Origin of the sequence: Halomonas sp. PA16-9 (assembly GCF_009728585.1) — a bacterium.
Lineage (GTDB): Bacteria > Pseudomonadota > Gammaproteobacteria > Pseudomonadales > Halomonadaceae > Vreelandella > Vreelandella titanicae.
The window spans coordinates 1331203-1347390 of record NZ_CP040452.1; the positions used below are offsets into that span (position 1 = coordinate 1331203).

Annotated in this window: 15 protein-coding genes and 1 pseudogene; 8 read left to right on the plus strand and 8 right to left on the minus strand. The window is 54.3% G+C overall.

Annotated features, from left to right (window positions below):
* Positions 1 to 2: 2 nt before the first annotated feature.
* From FDY98_RS22505 to FDY98_RS22520, 4 genes are all read right to left on the minus strand, one after another.
* Positions 3 to 302, minus strand: a complete 300-nt coding sequence (locus FDY98_RS22505; RefSeq protein ID WP_022522712.1) for an MGMT family protein — start codon at positions 300 to 302, stop codon at positions 3 to 5.
* A gap of 41 nt (positions 303 to 343) precedes the next feature.
* On the minus strand, positions 344 to 952 hold the full coding sequence (locus FDY98_RS22510; RefSeq protein WP_027960134.1) for an FMN-dependent NADH-azoreductase: 609 nt from the start codon (positions 950 to 952) through the stop codon (positions 344 to 346).
* Positions 953 to 1154: 202 nt separating this feature from the next.
* Positions 1155 to 2603: an alanine/glycine:cation symporter family protein gene (locus FDY98_RS22515; protein ID WP_022522710.1), complete on the minus strand. Its 1449-nt coding sequence runs from the start codon at positions 2601 to 2603 to the stop codon at positions 1155 to 1157.
* A gap of 104 nt (positions 2604 to 2707) precedes the next feature.
* Positions 2708 to 3571, minus strand: coding sequence for a LysR substrate-binding domain-containing protein (locus FDY98_RS22520; protein WP_022522709.1), 864 nt, complete (start codon positions 3569 to 3571; stop codon positions 2708 to 2710).
* Positions 3572 to 3708: 137 nt separating this feature from the next.
* Between FDY98_RS22520 and FDY98_RS22525 the strand changes: the two genes are divergently transcribed.
* The 3 genes from FDY98_RS22525 (at position 3709) to FDY98_RS22535 (ending at position 6526) form a co-directional block, all read left to right on the plus strand.
* On the plus strand, positions 3709 to 4890 hold the full coding sequence (locus FDY98_RS22525; RefSeq protein ID WP_035538803.1) for a TauD/TfdA family dioxygenase: 1182 nt from the start codon (positions 3709 to 3711) through the stop codon (positions 4888 to 4890).
* Between the two features lie 63 nt (positions 4891 to 4953).
* The gene (locus FDY98_RS22530) at positions 4954 to 5892 is read left to right on the plus strand and encodes an ABC transporter substrate-binding protein (RefSeq protein ID WP_027960132.1); all 939 of its coding nucleotides are present in this window, start codon (positions 4954 to 4956) and stop codon (positions 5890 to 5892) included.
* 97 nt (positions 5893 to 5989) lie between these two features.
* Positions 5990 to 6526 (plus strand): TVP38/TMEM64 family protein, encoded by a 537-nt coding sequence (locus FDY98_RS22535; protein ID WP_340146943.1) that lies wholly within the window; start codon positions 5990 to 5992, stop codon positions 6524 to 6526.
* A 148-nt stretch (positions 6527 to 6674) separates the two neighbouring features.
* Here the strand turns inward: FDY98_RS22535 and FDY98_RS22540 are convergent, their stop codons facing one another.
* Both FDY98_RS22540 and FDY98_RS22545 read right to left on the minus strand, forming a co-directional pair.
* The gene (locus FDY98_RS22540) at positions 6675 to 8879 is read right to left on the minus strand and encodes a glycosyltransferase (protein ID WP_340146944.1); all 2205 of its coding nucleotides are present in this window, start codon (positions 8877 to 8879) and stop codon (positions 6675 to 6677) included.
* A gap of 118 nt (positions 8880 to 8997) precedes the next feature.
* Entirely contained in the window at positions 8998 to 9426 is a 429-nt protein-coding gene (locus tag FDY98_RS22545; protein ID WP_022522705.1) for a secondary thiamine-phosphate synthase enzyme YjbQ, read from the minus strand.
* Positions 9427 to 9555: 129 nt separating this feature from the next.
* On the opposite strand from FDY98_RS22545, the gene FDY98_RS22550 reads away from it, so the two are divergent.
* On the plus strand, positions 9556 to 10092 hold the full coding sequence (locus FDY98_RS22550) for a lipocalin family protein (RefSeq protein WP_027960129.1): 537 nt from the start codon (positions 9556 to 9558) through the stop codon (positions 10090 to 10092).
* Between the two features lie 11 nt (positions 10093 to 10103).
* Here FDY98_RS22550 and FDY98_RS22555 read toward each other — a convergent pair.
* A pseudogene (locus FDY98_RS22555) lies at positions 10104 to 11044 on the minus strand (LysR family transcriptional regulator).
* 170 nt (positions 11045 to 11214) lie between these two features.
* On the opposite strand from FDY98_RS22555, the gene FDY98_RS22560 reads away from it, so the two are divergent.
* Together FDY98_RS22560 and FDY98_RS22565 are read left to right on the plus strand one after the other, a co-directional pair.
* Positions 11215 to 12288: a tartrate dehydrogenase gene (locus tag FDY98_RS22560; protein WP_027960128.1), complete on the plus strand. Its 1074-nt coding sequence runs from the start codon at positions 11215 to 11217 to the stop codon at positions 12286 to 12288.
* A 237-nt stretch (positions 12289 to 12525) separates the two neighbouring features.
* Positions 12526 to 13476, plus strand: coding sequence for an SMP-30/gluconolactonase/LRE family protein (locus tag FDY98_RS22565; RefSeq protein WP_442907980.1), 951 nt, complete (start codon positions 12526 to 12528; stop codon positions 13474 to 13476).
* A gap of 110 nt (positions 13477 to 13586) precedes the next feature.
* On the opposite strand, the gene wrbA is transcribed toward FDY98_RS22565, so the two are convergent.
* Positions 13587 to 14186 carry an NAD(P)H:quinone oxidoreductase gene (wrbA, locus tag FDY98_RS22570; protein WP_022522701.1) on the minus strand — a complete coding sequence of 200 codons (600 nt, stop codon included), beginning with the start codon at positions 14184 to 14186 and terminating at the stop codon, positions 13587 to 13589.
* Between the two features lie 232 nt (positions 14187 to 14418).
* On the opposite strand from wrbA, the gene FDY98_RS22575 reads away from it, so the two are divergent.
* Both FDY98_RS22575 and FDY98_RS22580 read left to right on the plus strand, forming a co-directional pair.
* Positions 14419 to 14859 carry a hemerythrin domain-containing protein gene (locus FDY98_RS22575; protein ID WP_022522700.1) on the plus strand — a complete coding sequence of 147 codons (441 nt, stop codon included), beginning with the start codon at positions 14419 to 14421 and terminating at the stop codon, positions 14857 to 14859.
* A 233-nt stretch (positions 14860 to 15092) separates the two neighbouring features.
* Positions 15093 to 16070: a succinylglutamate desuccinylase gene (locus FDY98_RS22580; RefSeq protein ID WP_027960126.1), complete on the plus strand. Its 978-nt coding sequence runs from the start codon at positions 15093 to 15095 to the stop codon at positions 16068 to 16070.
* Positions 16071 to 16188: the final 118 nt, after the last annotated feature.

A 16188-nucleotide genomic window follows, 5' to 3' on the forward strand; every position in this document is an offset into this window, starting at 1 on the left:
GGTTAATCAGGCCAAACAAGGTGCGCGGGCACTCGTCCTTTGGCATCGAACAACACCCCCTCATCGCGTAATTTGCGGTGCTGGCGTTCGGCGCCGCCGTGATCGGCAAGCTTCAAAGACGATGCGATCACGCGATGCCAAGGCAACTGGTGACCATCCGGTAGGTGGCGCATTGCCGAACCTACCATGCGCGGCGTGGCACCTTCGGTCATGGCGGCAATGCGGCCATAGGTCGTCACCCGGCCCGGCGGAATTTGATCGACAATAGTGTAAATCTGTTCGAGTAATTCCGGCCGAGCCATGTGACTATCCTTTTATTTCTTGAGGGCGCTTCTGAATGTGCTTAAAGCCCCTCAACCAGTTGATCGATCGCTTGGAAAGCTTCTTTTATTGCAGCTTCGCGCTGCTGCTCACCCAAATTCAGCCCTTCAGCATAGACCACGTCAACCTCTTTAATTCCCATCAGCCCCAGCATGGCTTTCAGGTGTGGTGTTTGGCTGTCAAATTCCGTACCCGCGTACTGACCACCCCGCGCTGCCAGAATAATCGCTCGCTTGCCTTCTACCAACCCTTGCGGGCCGTTTTCGGTATAGCGGAACGTTTCACCTGCACGCAGAACACGGTCAAACCACGCCTTCAGCTGTGAAGGAATACCCAGGTTGTACATCGGTACCGCAATGACCAGCACATCATTGGTGCGCAGCTCAGTCAGCAGTTCGTCCGAGCGCGCGGCTAACGCCTGCTGCTCAGCGGTACGCTCTGCGGCCGCCACCTGCCAAGCCCCCAGTTCGCTAATATCCAGGTGAGAGAGCGAGGTTTTCACCACGTCACGCTGAGTAACGTTTACATCGTTGCGGGCGCTCGCCTGCTCGATAAAGCGATTAGCCAACGCAATGGATTGGCCGTTTTCAGCCAGAATAGAAGAGGTAATTACCAGGGCACGAGTCGTCATTGAAAGCTCCAAAATGTACAGGGAAGGATTGGAAGCTATTCTACGGCGCTTTCCAATAATCAAAAGCGCAACGTTTTCCGACTTATATTCGATTAAATCGAATCATGCGACGGCCAATAAAATAAAAAGCCCCGCGACGCAAAATGCGAAGCGGGGCACAGCTAGTGGTTTAAATGGCTATAGCTCGTTTTCTTAAGCTTGATTACTTCTTGGGCCAGGCCTTGGGATCGACTTTATTAACCAGCTTGGGAAAAAGGCTGGGATCAAACACAGGCTCTTTGCCCGCTTTCAACTGCGCTTCGTAGTCGCGGAAGAGTGCGAAAGCTACTGGCGAGAGAAGCAGAATAGCGACCAGGTTAATAATAGCCATCATACCCATAGAGAGGTCGGCGAAGTTCCAAATCGCCCCCAGGCTTGCCACCGAACCAATCATAATCATCGCCAGCACCGCTAAGCGGTAAATAAACACGGCAACCGGGGCGCGGCGCCCGGCCAGGTACTCAATGTTTGACTCGCCGTAGGAGTAGTTGGCAATCACCGAGGTAAACGCAAACAGCAGAATCGCCACCGCGATAAACATACCGCCCCAATCGCCCACATGGCTGGAAAGCGCCATTTGGGTCAACTGAATGCCGTTGTTCTCATCGCCCGCCATCAGCTCCGGCCCCGCCATAATGATGATCGCCGCCGTGGCTGTGCAAATCACCAGCGTATCCAGAAACACCCCGAGCATCTGAATAAAGCCCTGGGCAGCAGGATGATCTGGCCGCGTAGAGGCCGTAGCCGCAGCATTGGGCGCCGAGCCCATCCCCGCTTCATTGGAAAACAGCCCGCGCTGAATGCCGTTCATAATCGCCTGGGATACCGCGTAGCCTACTGCCCCACCGGCCGCCTGCTCAAAGCCAAATGCACTGCGCACAATGGTCATGATCGCTGCGGGCAAGTCACTGATATTCAACCCGACTACCACCAGCGCCAGAATTAAGTAGAGCAGCGCCATGAGCGGAACCACCAGTTCAGCCACCTTGGCAATCGACTTCAAACCGCCGAAGATGATCGGCGCCACAACAGCCATCAAAACTAACCCCATGGCCCAGGTGGGAATGGCGAACGCCTGTTCCATGGCCTGGGCGATAGAGTTGGCCTGAACGCTGTTGAACGCTAACCCAAAGGCAATGATCAAACAGATAGAGAACAGCACAGCCAGCCAGCGCAAGCCCAAACCACGCTCAATATAACGCGCAGGGCCGCCGCGGAAGGTGTTGTCGCCGTGGTCTGTTTTGTACGCCTGAGCCAGGGTGGACTCCACAAAACTGGTCGCCATCCCAACCATTGCGGTCATCCACATCCAGAAAATGGCCCCAGGGCCACCAAAATAAATAGCCACCGCGACACCCGCCAGGTTACCGGTACCGACTCGGGCCGCCAGACTGGTTGAGAGCGCTTGAAACGAAGAGATACCGCCGTTTGATTGTCGGGAGCTGCCCAGCAGCTTAAACATATGGCCGAAATAGCGCAGCTGAATACCGCGTGTCATCACAGTAAAATAGAGACCCGCGCCAATCAGCAGATAAATCAGCACGCTGCCCCAGAGCAAGCCGTTGCCGCGATCCACCAGCGATGTCAGCAACGGAGGGAGAGTAAAGTCCATGAAGATCACGCCTTTTTAAACAATGAAAGCGCATCATTTTTCACGGCTGCACCAAAATGGCAAGGAAATTGGTGAAAAGACTTTAAAACAGCAATAACCACTTATCACATTGAATCGCAAAGCCCCCGCCATACCAGCTCGGATTCGTCGCTAACGTGGCGCCGGCTAGGGCGAACCAACCAGAAGCGCTCATCGCTGGGCACACTGAGCTCAAAAGGCGCCACCAAATCGCTACGCTGCTCCATTAAGCGTCGGTGAGTTAACGCAACGCCACCGCCCTGGCTAGCAAGCGCCAGTGTCATCACCTGGTTATCGCAAGTGAGCGACCAGCACTGCGCTTCCAGGTGAGCAACCCCCGCTTCCTGCAGCCACCCCGGCCACCCCACGCCAAAACCGACAGCGTGCAGCAGCGTATGCCCAGCCAGATCGCTCGGCGCAGTAAGCGTGTCCGCTAACGCCTGCGAGCAAACGGGCAGCAGTTGCTCTTCGCCTAGCGGCTGCATTTCAACGCCCGTCCACTCCCCTTTGCCATAGCGAATCTCGATATCCGCCCCTTCGGGGCCAAAGTCATCGGGCCAGATAGCACTTACTACACGAATCGACACCTGGGGATGAGCCCGGTGGAAGGCAATTAAACGCGGCGCCAGCCACGACTGCTGAATAACCGGCGTGGCACGCAGCGTCACTGGCTGCTCAGAGGTGCTGCCAAAGACCTCCAGGGTGCCCTCACTAATACGCACAAACGCATCGTGAATGCTCGGCAGCCACGCCTGCCCAGCGGGGGTAAGCGTTAAGCTGCGTGCATGACGAACAAAGAGCTTTTGCCCCACCCGGTCTTCCAGCAGCCTGACGCGCTGGCTGATGGCCGCTTGGGTAACCCCAAGCTCATTGCCTGCAGCGGTAAAGCTTAAGGTACGCGCCGCAGATTCAAAGGCTTGTAGCCATAACAATGGCGGTAATTGGCTCATGAAAAAGAGACCTATAAATTAAATGATGTCTTAGGGGTCAGATTAATCGTTTGTCACTGCTGCGGCTACTCCGCATCCTGGTTGGCACAAACGCACACCCCTACGTAATGCCACAGAGGGAGCGAATCGGAGTTTTAATGAACAGCACAGCAGAGACCACCTTAACGCCCCCCCATGCAAACACCCCTGAGATGGGCGAATTAAGTCCTTATCAAGCGGGCCCGGTACTCACTCAAGCGACGCTTGCCCACAATGGCATTGCCCTTGAGTGGCTAGATGGTCAAAAAACCACTCTGCCCCTGCTCTGGCTGCGCGACCACTGCGCCTGCCCGGCCTGCCGGCATCCGCAGACCCGGGAAAGGCTCTACCTGCCGCTTGAACCCATCACTGAGCCACCCAGCGTTGCTCTGCTAGATGGGCACTTACACCTGCAATGGCAAGATGGTCATATCAGTGCCTTTCATAGCGGCTGGCTTTACCAGCGCCGCCCGGAAGCCGAGCTGACTTCTGCGGTACCCAACGCTAAGCCTTGGGTCGATAACTTCACTCCCGAGCACATCAGCCATAGCGATTTTTTAACCCCTCTAGGCGAGAAAGCCTGGCTAACCGCCATGCTACGCGACGGGCTGGCACTGATTACCGACGGCCCATTGGTAGAAGAGGAAGTAAGCCGCTTAGCTGAACGTATTGGCCCCCTGCGCGCCACCAACTTTGGCGCCCGCTTTGATGTGCGCTCCAAACCCAATCCCAACAACGCGGCTTATACCGCGGTAGGGTTGCCATTGCATATCGATTTACCCAACTGGCGCCAACCGCCAGACATTCAGTTGCTCTACTGCCTGCAAAACGGTGCCAGCGGCGGCGAATCGTTATTTGCTGATGGCGCTCGGGTCGTAGAAGCTCTGCGCCAGGAGTCTCCAGAAGCGCTGACGATTCTTAGCGAAACACCGATTGATTTTCGCTTTCAGGATGAAACCCACGATATTTCAATGCGGGCACCGGTGATCACTCTGGATAGCGCAGGCAATCTGGTTGAGATGCGCCTGAATAACTGGATTCGCGATGCCCTTCACCTACCAGTAGAGCAGATGGACGCCTGGTACAGCGCCTACGCTCTATTGTGGAAGCTGTTCCACAGCGAAGCGCACCAGCTAGAGTTCACCCTTCGCCCTGGTCAAATGGTCGCTTTTGATAATCGTCGCGTACTCCACGGACGGCGCGAGTTCGACCCTAACAGCGGCGCACGCCATTTACAGGGCACCTATTTAGACCGCGATATGCTGGCTTCACGCCTCCGCGTGCTGGCCCGTAACGTTTAGCGGTATTCAATATCACTGTTTAACAACAACACCTATTAGACAAAAACCTAGCAAGGAGATCCTATGACACACCTCAAGCCTCTCGCCTCAGGCATTGCCCTCGCCACTACCGCGCTATTTGCCTCGGCGGCTCACGCTGACGACCAAACCCTCGATTTCGGTGTGCCCGCCTGGCCCGGCATTACAGTAAAAACGGCCATCGCCGAACAGCTATTAAACCCACTCGGCTACGAAACCAGCACCCAGGAAATCGGCCTACAAGTGATTTACCAGGGTATCGAAAGCGGCGATATCGACGCCTTTCTAGGGGCTTGGCTGCCCGCCCAGCGTGAGATGTTCAATCCCCGCAAGGAGTCGGGTGTACTGATTGACGTGGCGAATAACGTCGATGGTGCGCAAATGACCCTGGCGGTGCCGGAATATCTGTATGAGAGTGGCATTCAGAGCTTTGCTGATCTAGACGAGAATCGCGAACAGTTCGAGGGTGAAATCTATGGCTTCGGCGCAGGCTCTGCTGCCAGTGAGATTCTTCACAATGCCATTGACAACGACACCTGGGGGTTAGGTGACTGGCAGGTAGTCGATACCAGTGAAGTGGGCATGCTTTCCGCTGCACGTGATGCCATCTCCCGTGAGGAACCGATTGTCTGGGTAGGCTGGACGCCCCACTGGATGAACCTTGAACTGCCCATGCGCTACCTGGAAGATCCTGAAGACCTGTTCGGTGAGAACAATGGTGAAAGCGATGTGTTGACGCTGCTGCGCAGTGGCTACGCTGAAGCCACTCCTAACGTAGTGACCTTCTTTGAGCAGTTTACCTTTTCGGCTGAAGAGCAGAGCTGGATGATCCAAGCGTATGGCCAGGAAGAGCAAGACCTTGCCGACGTCGCCGAACAGTGGATCAACGACCACCCAGAACGCATTGAAGCAATGCTGGCAGACGTCACCACCACTGATGGCGATCCTGCTTGGCCGGTCATTGAAGCCCAGCTCAACAACTAAGACACCGCTGATTAACGACTGCGCTTAATGTAAAAGCGTCTTCATCCCATCGGACGGCTAGCGTATGCTAGCGCTTTTTTAGCCGATGGGAGTGGGCATGTCGCGGACATTGGGTAAGGGCGTAGGCCTGCTGGTAATCGTCGTGCTGCTGGGCGTCATGTGGCAGGTACTGCAGCGCTACGACCTACTCACCCAGGCGCGCCTTAGCGAGTTTATCGCTTACATTCGCCAGTGGCGTACCGCGCCCTGGATGTTTGCTGCGGTAATGGCCACTTATGCCAGCGCCTTGCTGGTGATGTTTCCACTTAGCCTACTGGTGGTGGTGACTGGCTTACTGTTTGGCCCGATATGGGGGCTGGTGTACGCCACGCTAGGCACATTGACCTCCTCGATTGTGTCTTACTGGGTAGGCCACTGGTTAGGCCGTGAGGCGCTTATGCGTTATGGCGGGCGTCATCTGCGTGGCCTATCGGGTTACTTATCCAAGCGCGGCATTCGCACCATGACGGTGATTAACCTGCTGCCACTCGCCCCCTTCACGCTCACCAACATGCTGGCAGGCGCTTTTCACCTTAAGTTTCGCGACTATATGATCGGCTCCACCCTGGGCATCGTACGGGGCTGGCAGCGGTGATCTTATTGGGCAGCCAGCTAGGCGCACTGTTCACCGCGGCCTCGACAAAAGAAATCATCTTAGCGGCTGTCGGGCTAGCGGCTGGCGTTAGCTTGTTAATAGGCCTTAAACGCTATGCTAACCGCCGCCAAGCGGCAAAAAAACAGCCTCACCGCGAAGGCGAGTGATATTTGGCCAGCACTTCGGCGTAAAAGCCCGCCACCGCTGAGGCAAAGTTGGCAATATCAAACTCCTCAGCAAAGTGGCTGGCCTGCTTACCCAACTCCCGGCGTCGCTCAGCGTTATCTTTTAACTCAACCACCCTTTGCCCCCAGGCCTGACGATTTTGCGGTGTTTTGAACCCATTGACCCCTTGGCGCACCACATCATCGATACCGCTTGAACGCACCGCCACAACGGGCAATCCCGCCGACATTGCTTCAAGAATCACCATGCCCTGGGTTTCTGAGGTCGAAGCAAATACAAATATATCGCCTAGATGGTAATAAAGCGCCATGCGCTCCGGCGGCACCGCACCTACCAGGGTGACCTGCGAGGTCAATTTCAAAGTATCGATTTGGTTTTGAATCGCCTCCCGGTCTGGACCATCACCAATCAGTAGCAGATGAAGATCATCATGCCCCTGTGACTGAAGTTCGGCGAGGGCCTCCAGCATAAAGCCAATGTTTTTCTCCTTACTAATCCGCGAGACGCTGATCAATATTTTACTTGCAGGGTCGATAGTTAATTGCTCGCGCAGCGTTTCCAACTCACTCTCCTCAACGTGAGAAAAGCGTGCCACATCAATGCCTGTGGGCTGCACCAGCGAGGGAGTTTTCACTCCAATCATGCGCAGATACTCCTCGGCGGAGTAAGTCGGCACAATCACTCCTTGGCAGCGATTAGAGAAACGCTTAATCAGGGTATGGGAAATCAAATTACGAAACAGCGCACCGGGCAGCGGCACAAAGTGGGCATAGTGCTCCAGGCGAGTGTGATAGGTGTAGATCACCGGCACCTTGAGCCGACGCCCCATGAACAGGCCCATGGAGCCGAGCCAAAAGGGATGATGAACGTGAATAACATCCGGCTTAAACCCACGCAGGCAGCGGCGGAAACGCGCACTGAACGGATTGGTTAACCGGAACTCACCCTTCTGCCCAAATGCCATTAGCGTGGGGATGCGTTTTATTGAACTGTCGTCCTGCCACGTTTCTCGGTAGCGCGGCACTAACAGTTGGATGGTGTGGCCTAGATCGCATAAGCCATTGCGCAGGCGATCCACCGAGACCGATACCCCCGATACAAAAGGAAAGTAGTTATTAGAGATCATCGCTACGCGCAGAGATTTACCCAGGAAAGGCGTTGGGTCGATATCAAAATCAGGATAGTAGTCGCGATCTTCGAAAATTAGCCGATATAAGCGCAGTGCGAGCAGCGTCAACATACCCACAATCAGCAAAAACCGCGTATAGCTAACGTAGAAAAACGCATACACCGTGGAAGCCACACTACTCACCATCCGCCACCAGCCAGGGCTATCCACATTTAATCGCACCGGCGCAATAGCGACATTCTCACCCTCTACATTGACGATGACGTAGTGGTGAAAGCTGCTATCGGCATCGATGAGGATGCCTCCCGCGCCTCCGGTGGTCACGTAATCCACGCCATTAATCGTCTGCTGGGAAAAGAGCGTTAAGTTGGCGGAAAATACGGTGTCAACGTCATGTTCCTCTGCCAGCGCCATAATGCCATCGGCTAAGCGAGAATCATTGAGATAATTGTCCGCTTCAAACAGAGGCGCGTCGCGCACTACGTTGTGCAGCGGCAAACCAACAAATAGAAACCGATGCTGTGTTTCTGAGGCCGTAAGCTCACGCTCCAACCAATCAAGCTGCCAGGAGGTAGAGGACTTGCCGGTACCGTCAAGAAAGATAAAGTGGCTATTGCCCGCTACAAACGAGTAAAAGTGCGGCCCAAAATATTCGTAAAACAGATAGCTACCGAAATCGCTATCTTCATTTTCACCGTAGGTGAGTAAGTAAGGGACATTGAGCTGCTCCAGACTCTGATAAATCGCCTGGTAGCTCTCCTGCTGCCCACTATTGACGGCATTCCCAGCGGAAATCAGGAAATCGATGCCGCTCTGATTGATGAGCGGCACAATCTCCTTTTGAAACACGCTCACCGAGTTATTGATATTGCCCACCACCGCAAAGCGATAGTCGGTTCGCTCCTTCAACACCTCGCGAATATTCGCCACTTCAAGGGTATGCACCGACTCAAATTTGGGTTCTGCTACATACAACCAAATTTGGTGAGCAATTAGCCCAGCCACCAGAGCAAGATTAAGAAAAAAGAACAGCCGCAACAGCGCTGTCGGGAAAGGCGAAGAAAGGAGCGTCGTGGCATTTAAAAGCGCTTTTTCAAAGATAATATGAGGTTATTAACCACTATACAGCAACGCTGAGTCGAGGTGGCGGGCCAAGCTAGCGCGCTTCACACCCGTTTAGGGTGGCCAGTAATCGACGTGGCCCAGCCTGATTGCGGTGTTCTCCCAGCCATATGCCCTGCCAGGTACCTAAGGCCAGGCGTCCATCGCGCACCGCTAGCGTAAGCTGTGTACCCAGCAGGCTGGCGGCTACATGGGCGGGCATATCATCAGGCCCTTCCAGGGTGTGGCGGAAATAGGGTAAATCTTCGGGCACCAGTCGACGCAGAAAAGCATCTAAATCGTGGCGCACATCCGGATCAGTGTTCTCATTGAGCGTTAACGAGGCTGAAGTGTGCATCAGCTGTAAATGCAGCATGCCAGCCTGGCAGTCACTTAAACAAGGCAGTGCGCGGGCCACATCATCCGTAATCAAATGAAAGCCGCGCGCCATTTCGGGCAAATGAATCTCTTGTTGGCACCACATACACACTCCTTTATTTGTTATGTAAACGAAAACACTCCATCACCGCCTTCTCCTGCTGTATGGCAAAATAGCAACAGATAGCACTAACCATAGTCGATCACCCTCGAATCATCGCCAAGGAGCGCGTTAATGAAAACCCTGCTAGGAAGCAGCATCGTTAGTATGACCCTACTCACCGGCTGCACTGGCATTCCGGATGGCACGCAGCCAGTAACAGACTTTGAGCTAGACCGCTACCTGGGCCAGTGGTTCGAAATTGCCCGCCTGGATCACTCCTTTGAACGCGGTCTTGATTGCGTGACCGCCACTTACAGCCTGCGCGATGATGGCGGTGTTCGAGTAATCAACCGTGGTTACAACCTTGAAGAACAAGAGTGGGATGAGGCTGAAGGCCGCGCCTACTTTATTGACGATGAAAGCGTTGGGCGCTTAAAGGTAAGCTTCTTTGGCCCCTTTTACGGCGGCTATAACGTCCTTGAGCTGGATGAGGAGTACCAGTGGGCGTTGGTGGCAGGCCCTAACCGCGACTACCTGTGGATACTTTCACGCACAGAGGAAATGGATAGTGCGACAGAAGACCGTCTGCGCCAGCAGGCAGCCGAGCTGGATTTCGCTACTGAAGAGCTGATTGATGTTATCCAAGGCGAGGCTTGCCCTAGCCGATAAGTAGCTTCTGATTAGCTCCCTTCAGGCAATATTGGTACCCGCCCCGCTATCTCTCGCTGAACATAGTCAATAAAAGCGCGCAGCCGGGCGGGCACATGGCGACGTTGTTCAAACACCGCATAAAAATCTGCCCGCACCCCCTGCCAGCCTGGCAACAGCGCTACCAATGCGCCACTGGCAAGGTGCTCGTTAACGTCCCACCAGGAGCGCAGCATGACACCGTGGCCGTCCAAGGCCAGGCGGGTAATGACCTCTCCATCGTTGCTGGCTAATCGACCGCTGACCTTTATCGACTGTGTCTGCCCAGGCAGTCCTTTGGCAGACTGAGCGACTTGTTCAAAGCGCCAGAGGGGGAAATCACTGTCGTTCTCGCGAATCACCAAACAAGCGTGCTGCTGTAAATCTGCCGGTACTTGCAAAGACGGCGCCTGGGCAATGTAAGCAGGCGACGCGCAGAGCACCCGCCGATTGGCCAGAATACGCCGAGCGACCAAGCGCGACTCCGGTGGCTCGCCCACGCGAATACCAATATCAAAGCCGTGATCGCTCAGATTGAGCGGAAAATTGGTTAACTCCAACCACCCTTCCACCTCGGGGTGATCGGCACAAAAGCGCGATAGCAGTGGCGCAATATGGCGGCGCCCAAAGCCAAAAGTGGCGTTTACCCGCAAACGTCCGCTAAGCGCCTGATCGACTCCCTCACCCAGTGAATTTTCCAGCTCATCCAACTCATCTAAAATCAGCGCGCCACGGGCCAAGTAGCGCTCACCCTCTGCGGTCAGCGTCAACCGCCGCGTAGTGCGAGCAGCTAGCTCTACCCCCAGGCGCGCCTCCAATTGTTTTAGCCGCTTGCTTACCGCCGAGAGCGATAGCCCCAGCTCGCGAGCAGTCCCCGTCAGGCTTCCCGCCCGCGCCAAGTGCTGAAAAACGCCAAATCATCCAGGTGCGCCATATCGCTCCTCAGTCATTCTGCACTTTAACGCAACAATAACTTGAATAGTAGCCTGATTATCTCCACCAAAATAGCCGCTACACTCTATTTACTATTCACGACTCACGACTCACGACTCACGACTCACGACTCACAAGCATAAAAAGTAACTAACAAGGTAAGGAACCACTATGACCCACCGTATTGCCATTATCGCCGGTGACGGCATCGGCACCGAAGTCATGCCTGAAGGCATCCGCGCTCTTGAAGCGACCGCCAAGCGCTTTAATCTTGATCTTGAGTTCACCACCTTTGAGTTTGGCAGCTGCGACTATTACCTGGAACACGGCAAAATGCTGCCGGATGATTGGTTTGAGCAGTTAAAAGGCTTCGATGCGCTGTTTTATGGCGCGGTGGGCTGGCCCGACAAAGTCCCCGACCATATTTCCCTGTGGGGCTCACTGCTGCAATTCCGGCGCCGCTTTGATCAGTACATCAACCTGCGCCCCTGCAAGCTCATGCCCGGCATTAAAAGCCCGCTAGCAGGCCGTAAACCCGGCGATATCGACTTTTACGTGGTGCGTGAGAACACTGAAGGCGAGTACTCAAGCGTTGGTGGCAAAATGTTTGAAGGCACCGACCGTGAAGTGGTCATTCAAGACACGGTCATGACCCGCACCGGCGTAGACCGCGTATTGAAATACGCCTTTGAACTGGCCCAAACTCGCCCGCGTAAAAAGCTCACCTCCGCGACCAAGTCCAACGGCATCTCAATCACTATGCCGTATTGGGATGAACGTGTGGTCGAAATGGCGAAGGGCTACCCTGAAATCGCGGTGGATAAATTTCATATCGATATTCTTACCGCCAACTTCGTTCTCCACCCGGATTGGTTTGATGTCGTCGTGGGCAGCAATCTGTTTGGCGATATTCTTTCTGATCTCGGTCCCGCCTGCACCGGCACGATAGGCATCGCCCCTTCAGCCAACATCAACCCCGAAGGCAACTTTCCGAGCTTGTTCGAGCCAGTACACGGCAGCGCGCCGGATATCGCCGGTAAAGGCATTGCCAACCCTATCGGTCAGATTTGGTCAGGCGCCATGATGCTGGAGCACCTCGGCTATAAAGAAGCCGGTGACGCGATGGTCACGGCCATTGAGGAAGTATTAAGCGAGGAAGATGCCACCGTACTTACCCGCGATGTGGGTGGAGAAGGCACCACTGCAAGCCTAGGCAAGGCGATTGCCAACGCTATTTCGCACTGACACACATATGGCATAAAGATTGGCTGTCTGGTTGAATCCAACCGGGCAGCCAATGTATGTTTTTTAATCGCTTATGTTCTACATTTTCCCTGAGGGTGGAAGAAACATCAGTTTCACTTCGCTCATAACAACATCAACAAACAACCATCAGGACAATGCTATGAAACTTGGACGCCGTCAGTTCCTTTCGGCATCGGCCGCCCTGGCCGCTGTTGGCACATCGCCCAGCTTTTTGCTTTGCAGAGCTCACAAGGTTCCACCCCGGAACGATACCCAATCGATGCCTGGAAAGTCGAAGATTCCCGCTTTAGTGATTACATGATTTTTAACAGTCCTCTAGAACGCCACTGGAGTGGAGGTCTGTGGACAGAGGGGCCAGCATGGAACGCCGTAGGTCGTTATGTTGTTTTCAGCGACATACCTCGTGCCAAGCAGATGCGCTGGGACGAATCCACTGGTCAAGTCAGCGTATTGAGAGACAATGTCGGCCACTCTAACGGTAATACCTTCGATCATCAGGGGCGGCTAATTGCTTGCGAGCACTATCCCTCACGCGTTTTACGCTACGAGTGGGACGGCAGCACAACGGTGCTCGCAGAGCGCTATCAGGGCAAACCGCTCAATGCCCCTAATGACGTGGTGGCACTGCCCTCGGGTGGAGTGATCTTCACTGATCCAGGCTATGGTGCTCACTTCGACTACGAGGGCAAAAAACGAGACCTGGAGCTAGAAACGGCCATCTATTACGTCGATGACAGCCTGGATGAGCCCATCATGCTGACCGACGATATTTATAAGCCAAACGGTATTGTATTAACGCCGGATGGCGAAGGGTTCTACGCCAGTGACAGTGCCCCCACCCATTTCGACGAACCCGCGCGAATTATTCGCTGGTCGCTGGGTGAAGATGGTCGCAGTGTCAGCGACCGGCAAGTTATCGTGACCAGCGAAGACACTATTTTCGACGGCATGGCCTGTGACGTGGATGGCAATATCTGGTCAAGCGCCAATGGTGGTGAAGGTATCGACGGAGTAGTGGTTTTCTCACCGGAAGGCACCTTGCTGGGCCGAGTATTGCTACCCGAAGTCTGCTCGAACGTGTGTTTTGCGGGCAAGAGCCGCAATCGACTATTTATGACGGCCAGTCAATCCGTCTACACAATTTACACGGCGGCACGCGGAGCATAGTAAAACTATAATCCCAGCCACAATATCCCAACCCCAAAAAAAGCCTCGCCGGATATATCCGGCGAGGCTTTTACTTGGCTGACTCGTATATGTCTTGGCTAGTAAACTAATTAACTGGCCAGTTTAGCCGCCGTTTTTGCGACCAACTCGCCTTGGAAACGGGCGATTTTCAGCTCACGCTCGTCAGGTTGGCGTGAGCCGTCACCACCAGCAATGGTTGCGGCGCCGTAAGGCGTACCGCCGCTCACTTTAGAAATATCAAACTGCTCTTCGAGACCGTAACCAATCGGCACAATCACCATACCGTGGTGGGCAAGTGTGGTCCAAGTAGAGGTAATGGTCATCTCATCACCGCCGCCAGTACCGGTAGAAGTGAACACGCTAGCGACTTTGCCACGCAGAGCACCGTTCGCCCACAGGCCACCGGTCTGATCCAGGAAGGTACGCATTTGACCGGCCATATTCCCAAAGCGGGTGGGCGTACCGAAAATGATCGCATCGTAATCGGCAAGCTCTTGAGGCGTCGCTTCCGGCGTGTCGTAATCCTGCTTACCGCCTGCATTCTTGAACGCCTCTTCAGGCATGGTTTCAGGAACGCGTTTCACCGCCACCTCAACACCGCTCACACCCTTTGCGCCTTCTGCCACGGCCTGAGCCAGCGTATCGATATGGCCATACATGGAATAATAAAGCACCAGTACCTTTGTCATTACTATCTCCTTCACTTATGAATAGTGCAAGTTATGAGTAGTGCAGTGAGCGTCGCCTAAAGTGGGCGTCGCCTAATAAGTAGTAAACACAACATAGCGCACTCAAGCATAGAAAAAAGCGAATGTTTTCGTCCGTGGGCGTCGATTTCATCGACGAACGCCATCTTGCACTTTACGCCAACCACCACTAGCTTTTGACTTGCCTACATCAAACGTATCCAAGGAGTCTGGAATGACGATTTTTGAAGCCCTGCGCAAGGATCACGATATTCAGCGCGACCTGCTCGCCCGCTTAGTTGAAACACATGGAGACAGCGATGAGCGAGATAAACTGTATCAGCAGGTACGGGCAGAACTGCATTATCACGCCGCTGCCGAAGAGCGGGCGCTCTATATCCCAATGATGTCAATCGACCTGACTCAGGAAAAAGCCCGCCATAGCGTTGCCGAACATCATGAAATTGATGAGCTTTTAGAACTGCTTGATGAAACTGACTACAGTGCAACTCACTGGTTGACCCACGCCAAACAGCTCCAGGATTTAGTCACGCACCACCTGGATGAAGAAGAGCAAGAGGTTTTCCAGCTGGCGGGCCGTGGCCTGCAAGATAAACAAAAGACATCGCTTGCTAGCGAGTACCAGGAAGAAATGCAGCGCCAGCGTTCAGCGTAACGTGATGAACAAATTGAAAAACGCTCATGCACCCCATGGGCGTTTTTTGCTGTTAGCGATTAAATAAAGCCACTTTTCAGCTTCCGCGTGTTTCATGAAGACGCTTTTTCACGAATACGCTAGGCTTTTACACGCGAACGACCTGCGGGCTTGTGGCATACGCCCAGCGTGGTAAACCTAGGCTCGCTTTTATACTGACAACGATACTCAAAACAGTTAACTGAGGAGCGACAATGCTAGGCCAATGGCTCGACTGGTCGCTTGATGGGCAACTCCCCACCGCCAGACAAGGCGTCTTCGCCAGCGGCACTTATCATTTGCATGCGCCTGGTATTTTGGAGCTCACCCCCAACACGGTAAGCCAAGGCGCCCACGCGTGCATTTTTTCAGCGGCGATCCATGGCAATGAAACCGCGCCGGTTGAACTGGTGGGTGAATGGTTAAGCGGCGTAGAAGCGGGCAGTATATCGCTCGGCGCTCCTGTGCTGGTGATTTTAGGCAACCTACCCGCGCTTAAGGCGCAGCAGCGTTTTCTTACCACCAATTTAAACCGACTGTTTAGCCGCGAACTAGCCGTCAAGGGCGAGGAGCCAGATCGCGCCAGGCAATTAATGGCCGCGGTGGATAGTTTTTATGCCCGCCATGCCGGGCGCCCCAAACTGCACTACGACCTACATACCGCAATTCGGGATAGCCGCTACCCCTGTTTTGTAGTGGAGCCTTTTGCCGAATCCTCCACCGATGCTGAGCAGTGGGGCTGGCTGGCGGCGGCGGGTATGCAGGCGGTGCTGCACCAACATCAGCACAGCTGGACATTCTCCCACTACAGCAAGCACTATCACGCCGCTCAGGCATTTACCTTTGAGCTAGGGCGGGTAGCGCCTTTTGGCCACAACGATATGGCATCATTACAACCGATGCGTACACTACTCACCGCGCTTAGTGAAGGACATACGCCACCCAATCAGCCCGCCACGCAAATGCAGTTTTTCCAGGTTCAACACGAATTAATGCGTCACTCGCAGGACTTTACACTCTGTTTTGCCGAGGACACAGCCAACTTCAGCCGCTTTGAGCCCGGCACTCTGCTGGCCCAAGACGGTAAGTCGGGTGAGTTTCGGGTAGGCGATACGCCCCTTCATGTGGTGTTTCCTAACGCACAAGTAGAGGTGGGCGCCCGTGCCGCGCTGTTGGTGGCGCCTATCGTTTAACCCCCCAAGCAGGATCTACTTTAGCTAAGACAATAACAATGGTGAGGCGACAACAGGACCCTCGACGTCGATACGACTATCGTCGAGTGCATAATGTTAGAAGGAAAGCGCGCATAAT

Bases quoted from the DNA above. Each gene is read 5' to 3' on its own strand.
- FDY98_RS22505 (WP_022522712.1), bottom strand. From the start codon at position 302: ATGGCTCGGCCGGAATTACTCGAACAGATTTACACTATTGTCGATCAA.
- FDY98_RS22510 (WP_027960134.1), bottom strand. From the start codon at position 952: ATGACGACTCGTGCCCTGGTAATTACCTCTTCTATTCTGGCTGAAAAC.
- FDY98_RS22515 (WP_022522710.1), bottom strand. From the start codon at position 2,603: ATGGACTTTACTCTCCCTCCGTTGCTGACATCGCTGGTGGATCGCGGC.
- FDY98_RS22520 (WP_022522709.1), bottom strand. From the start codon at position 3,571: ATGAGCCAATTACCGCCATTGTTATGGCTACAAGCCTTTGAATCTGCG.
- FDY98_RS22525 (WP_035538803.1), top strand. From the start codon at position 3,709: ATGAACAGCACAGCAGAGACCACCTTAACGCCCCCCCATGCAAACACC.
- FDY98_RS22530 (WP_027960132.1), top strand. From the start codon at position 4,954: ATGACACACCTCAAGCCTCTCGCCTCAGGCATTGCCCTCGCCACTACC.
- FDY98_RS22535 (WP_340146943.1), top strand. From the start codon at position 5,990: ATGTCGCGGACATTGGGTAAGGGCGTAGGCCTGCTGGTAATCGTCGTG.
- FDY98_RS22545 (WP_022522705.1), bottom strand. From the start codon at position 9,426: ATGTGGTGCCAACAAGAGATTCATTTGCCCGAAATGGCGCGCGGCTTT.
- FDY98_RS22550 (WP_027960129.1), top strand. From the start codon at position 9,556: ATGAAAACCCTGCTAGGAAGCAGCATCGTTAGTATGACCCTACTCACC.
- FDY98_RS22560 (WP_027960128.1), top strand. From the start codon at position 11,215: ATGACCCACCGTATTGCCATTATCGCCGGTGACGGCATCGGCACCGAA.
- wrbA (WP_022522701.1), bottom strand. From the start codon at position 14,186: ATGACAAAGGTACTGGTGCTTTATTATTCCATGTATGGCCATATCGAT.
- FDY98_RS22575 (WP_022522700.1), top strand. From the start codon at position 14,419: ATGACGATTTTTGAAGCCCTGCGCAAGGATCACGATATTCAGCGCGAC.
- FDY98_RS22580 (WP_027960126.1), top strand. From the start codon at position 15,093: ATGCTAGGCCAATGGCTCGACTGGTCGCTTGATGGGCAACTCCCCACC.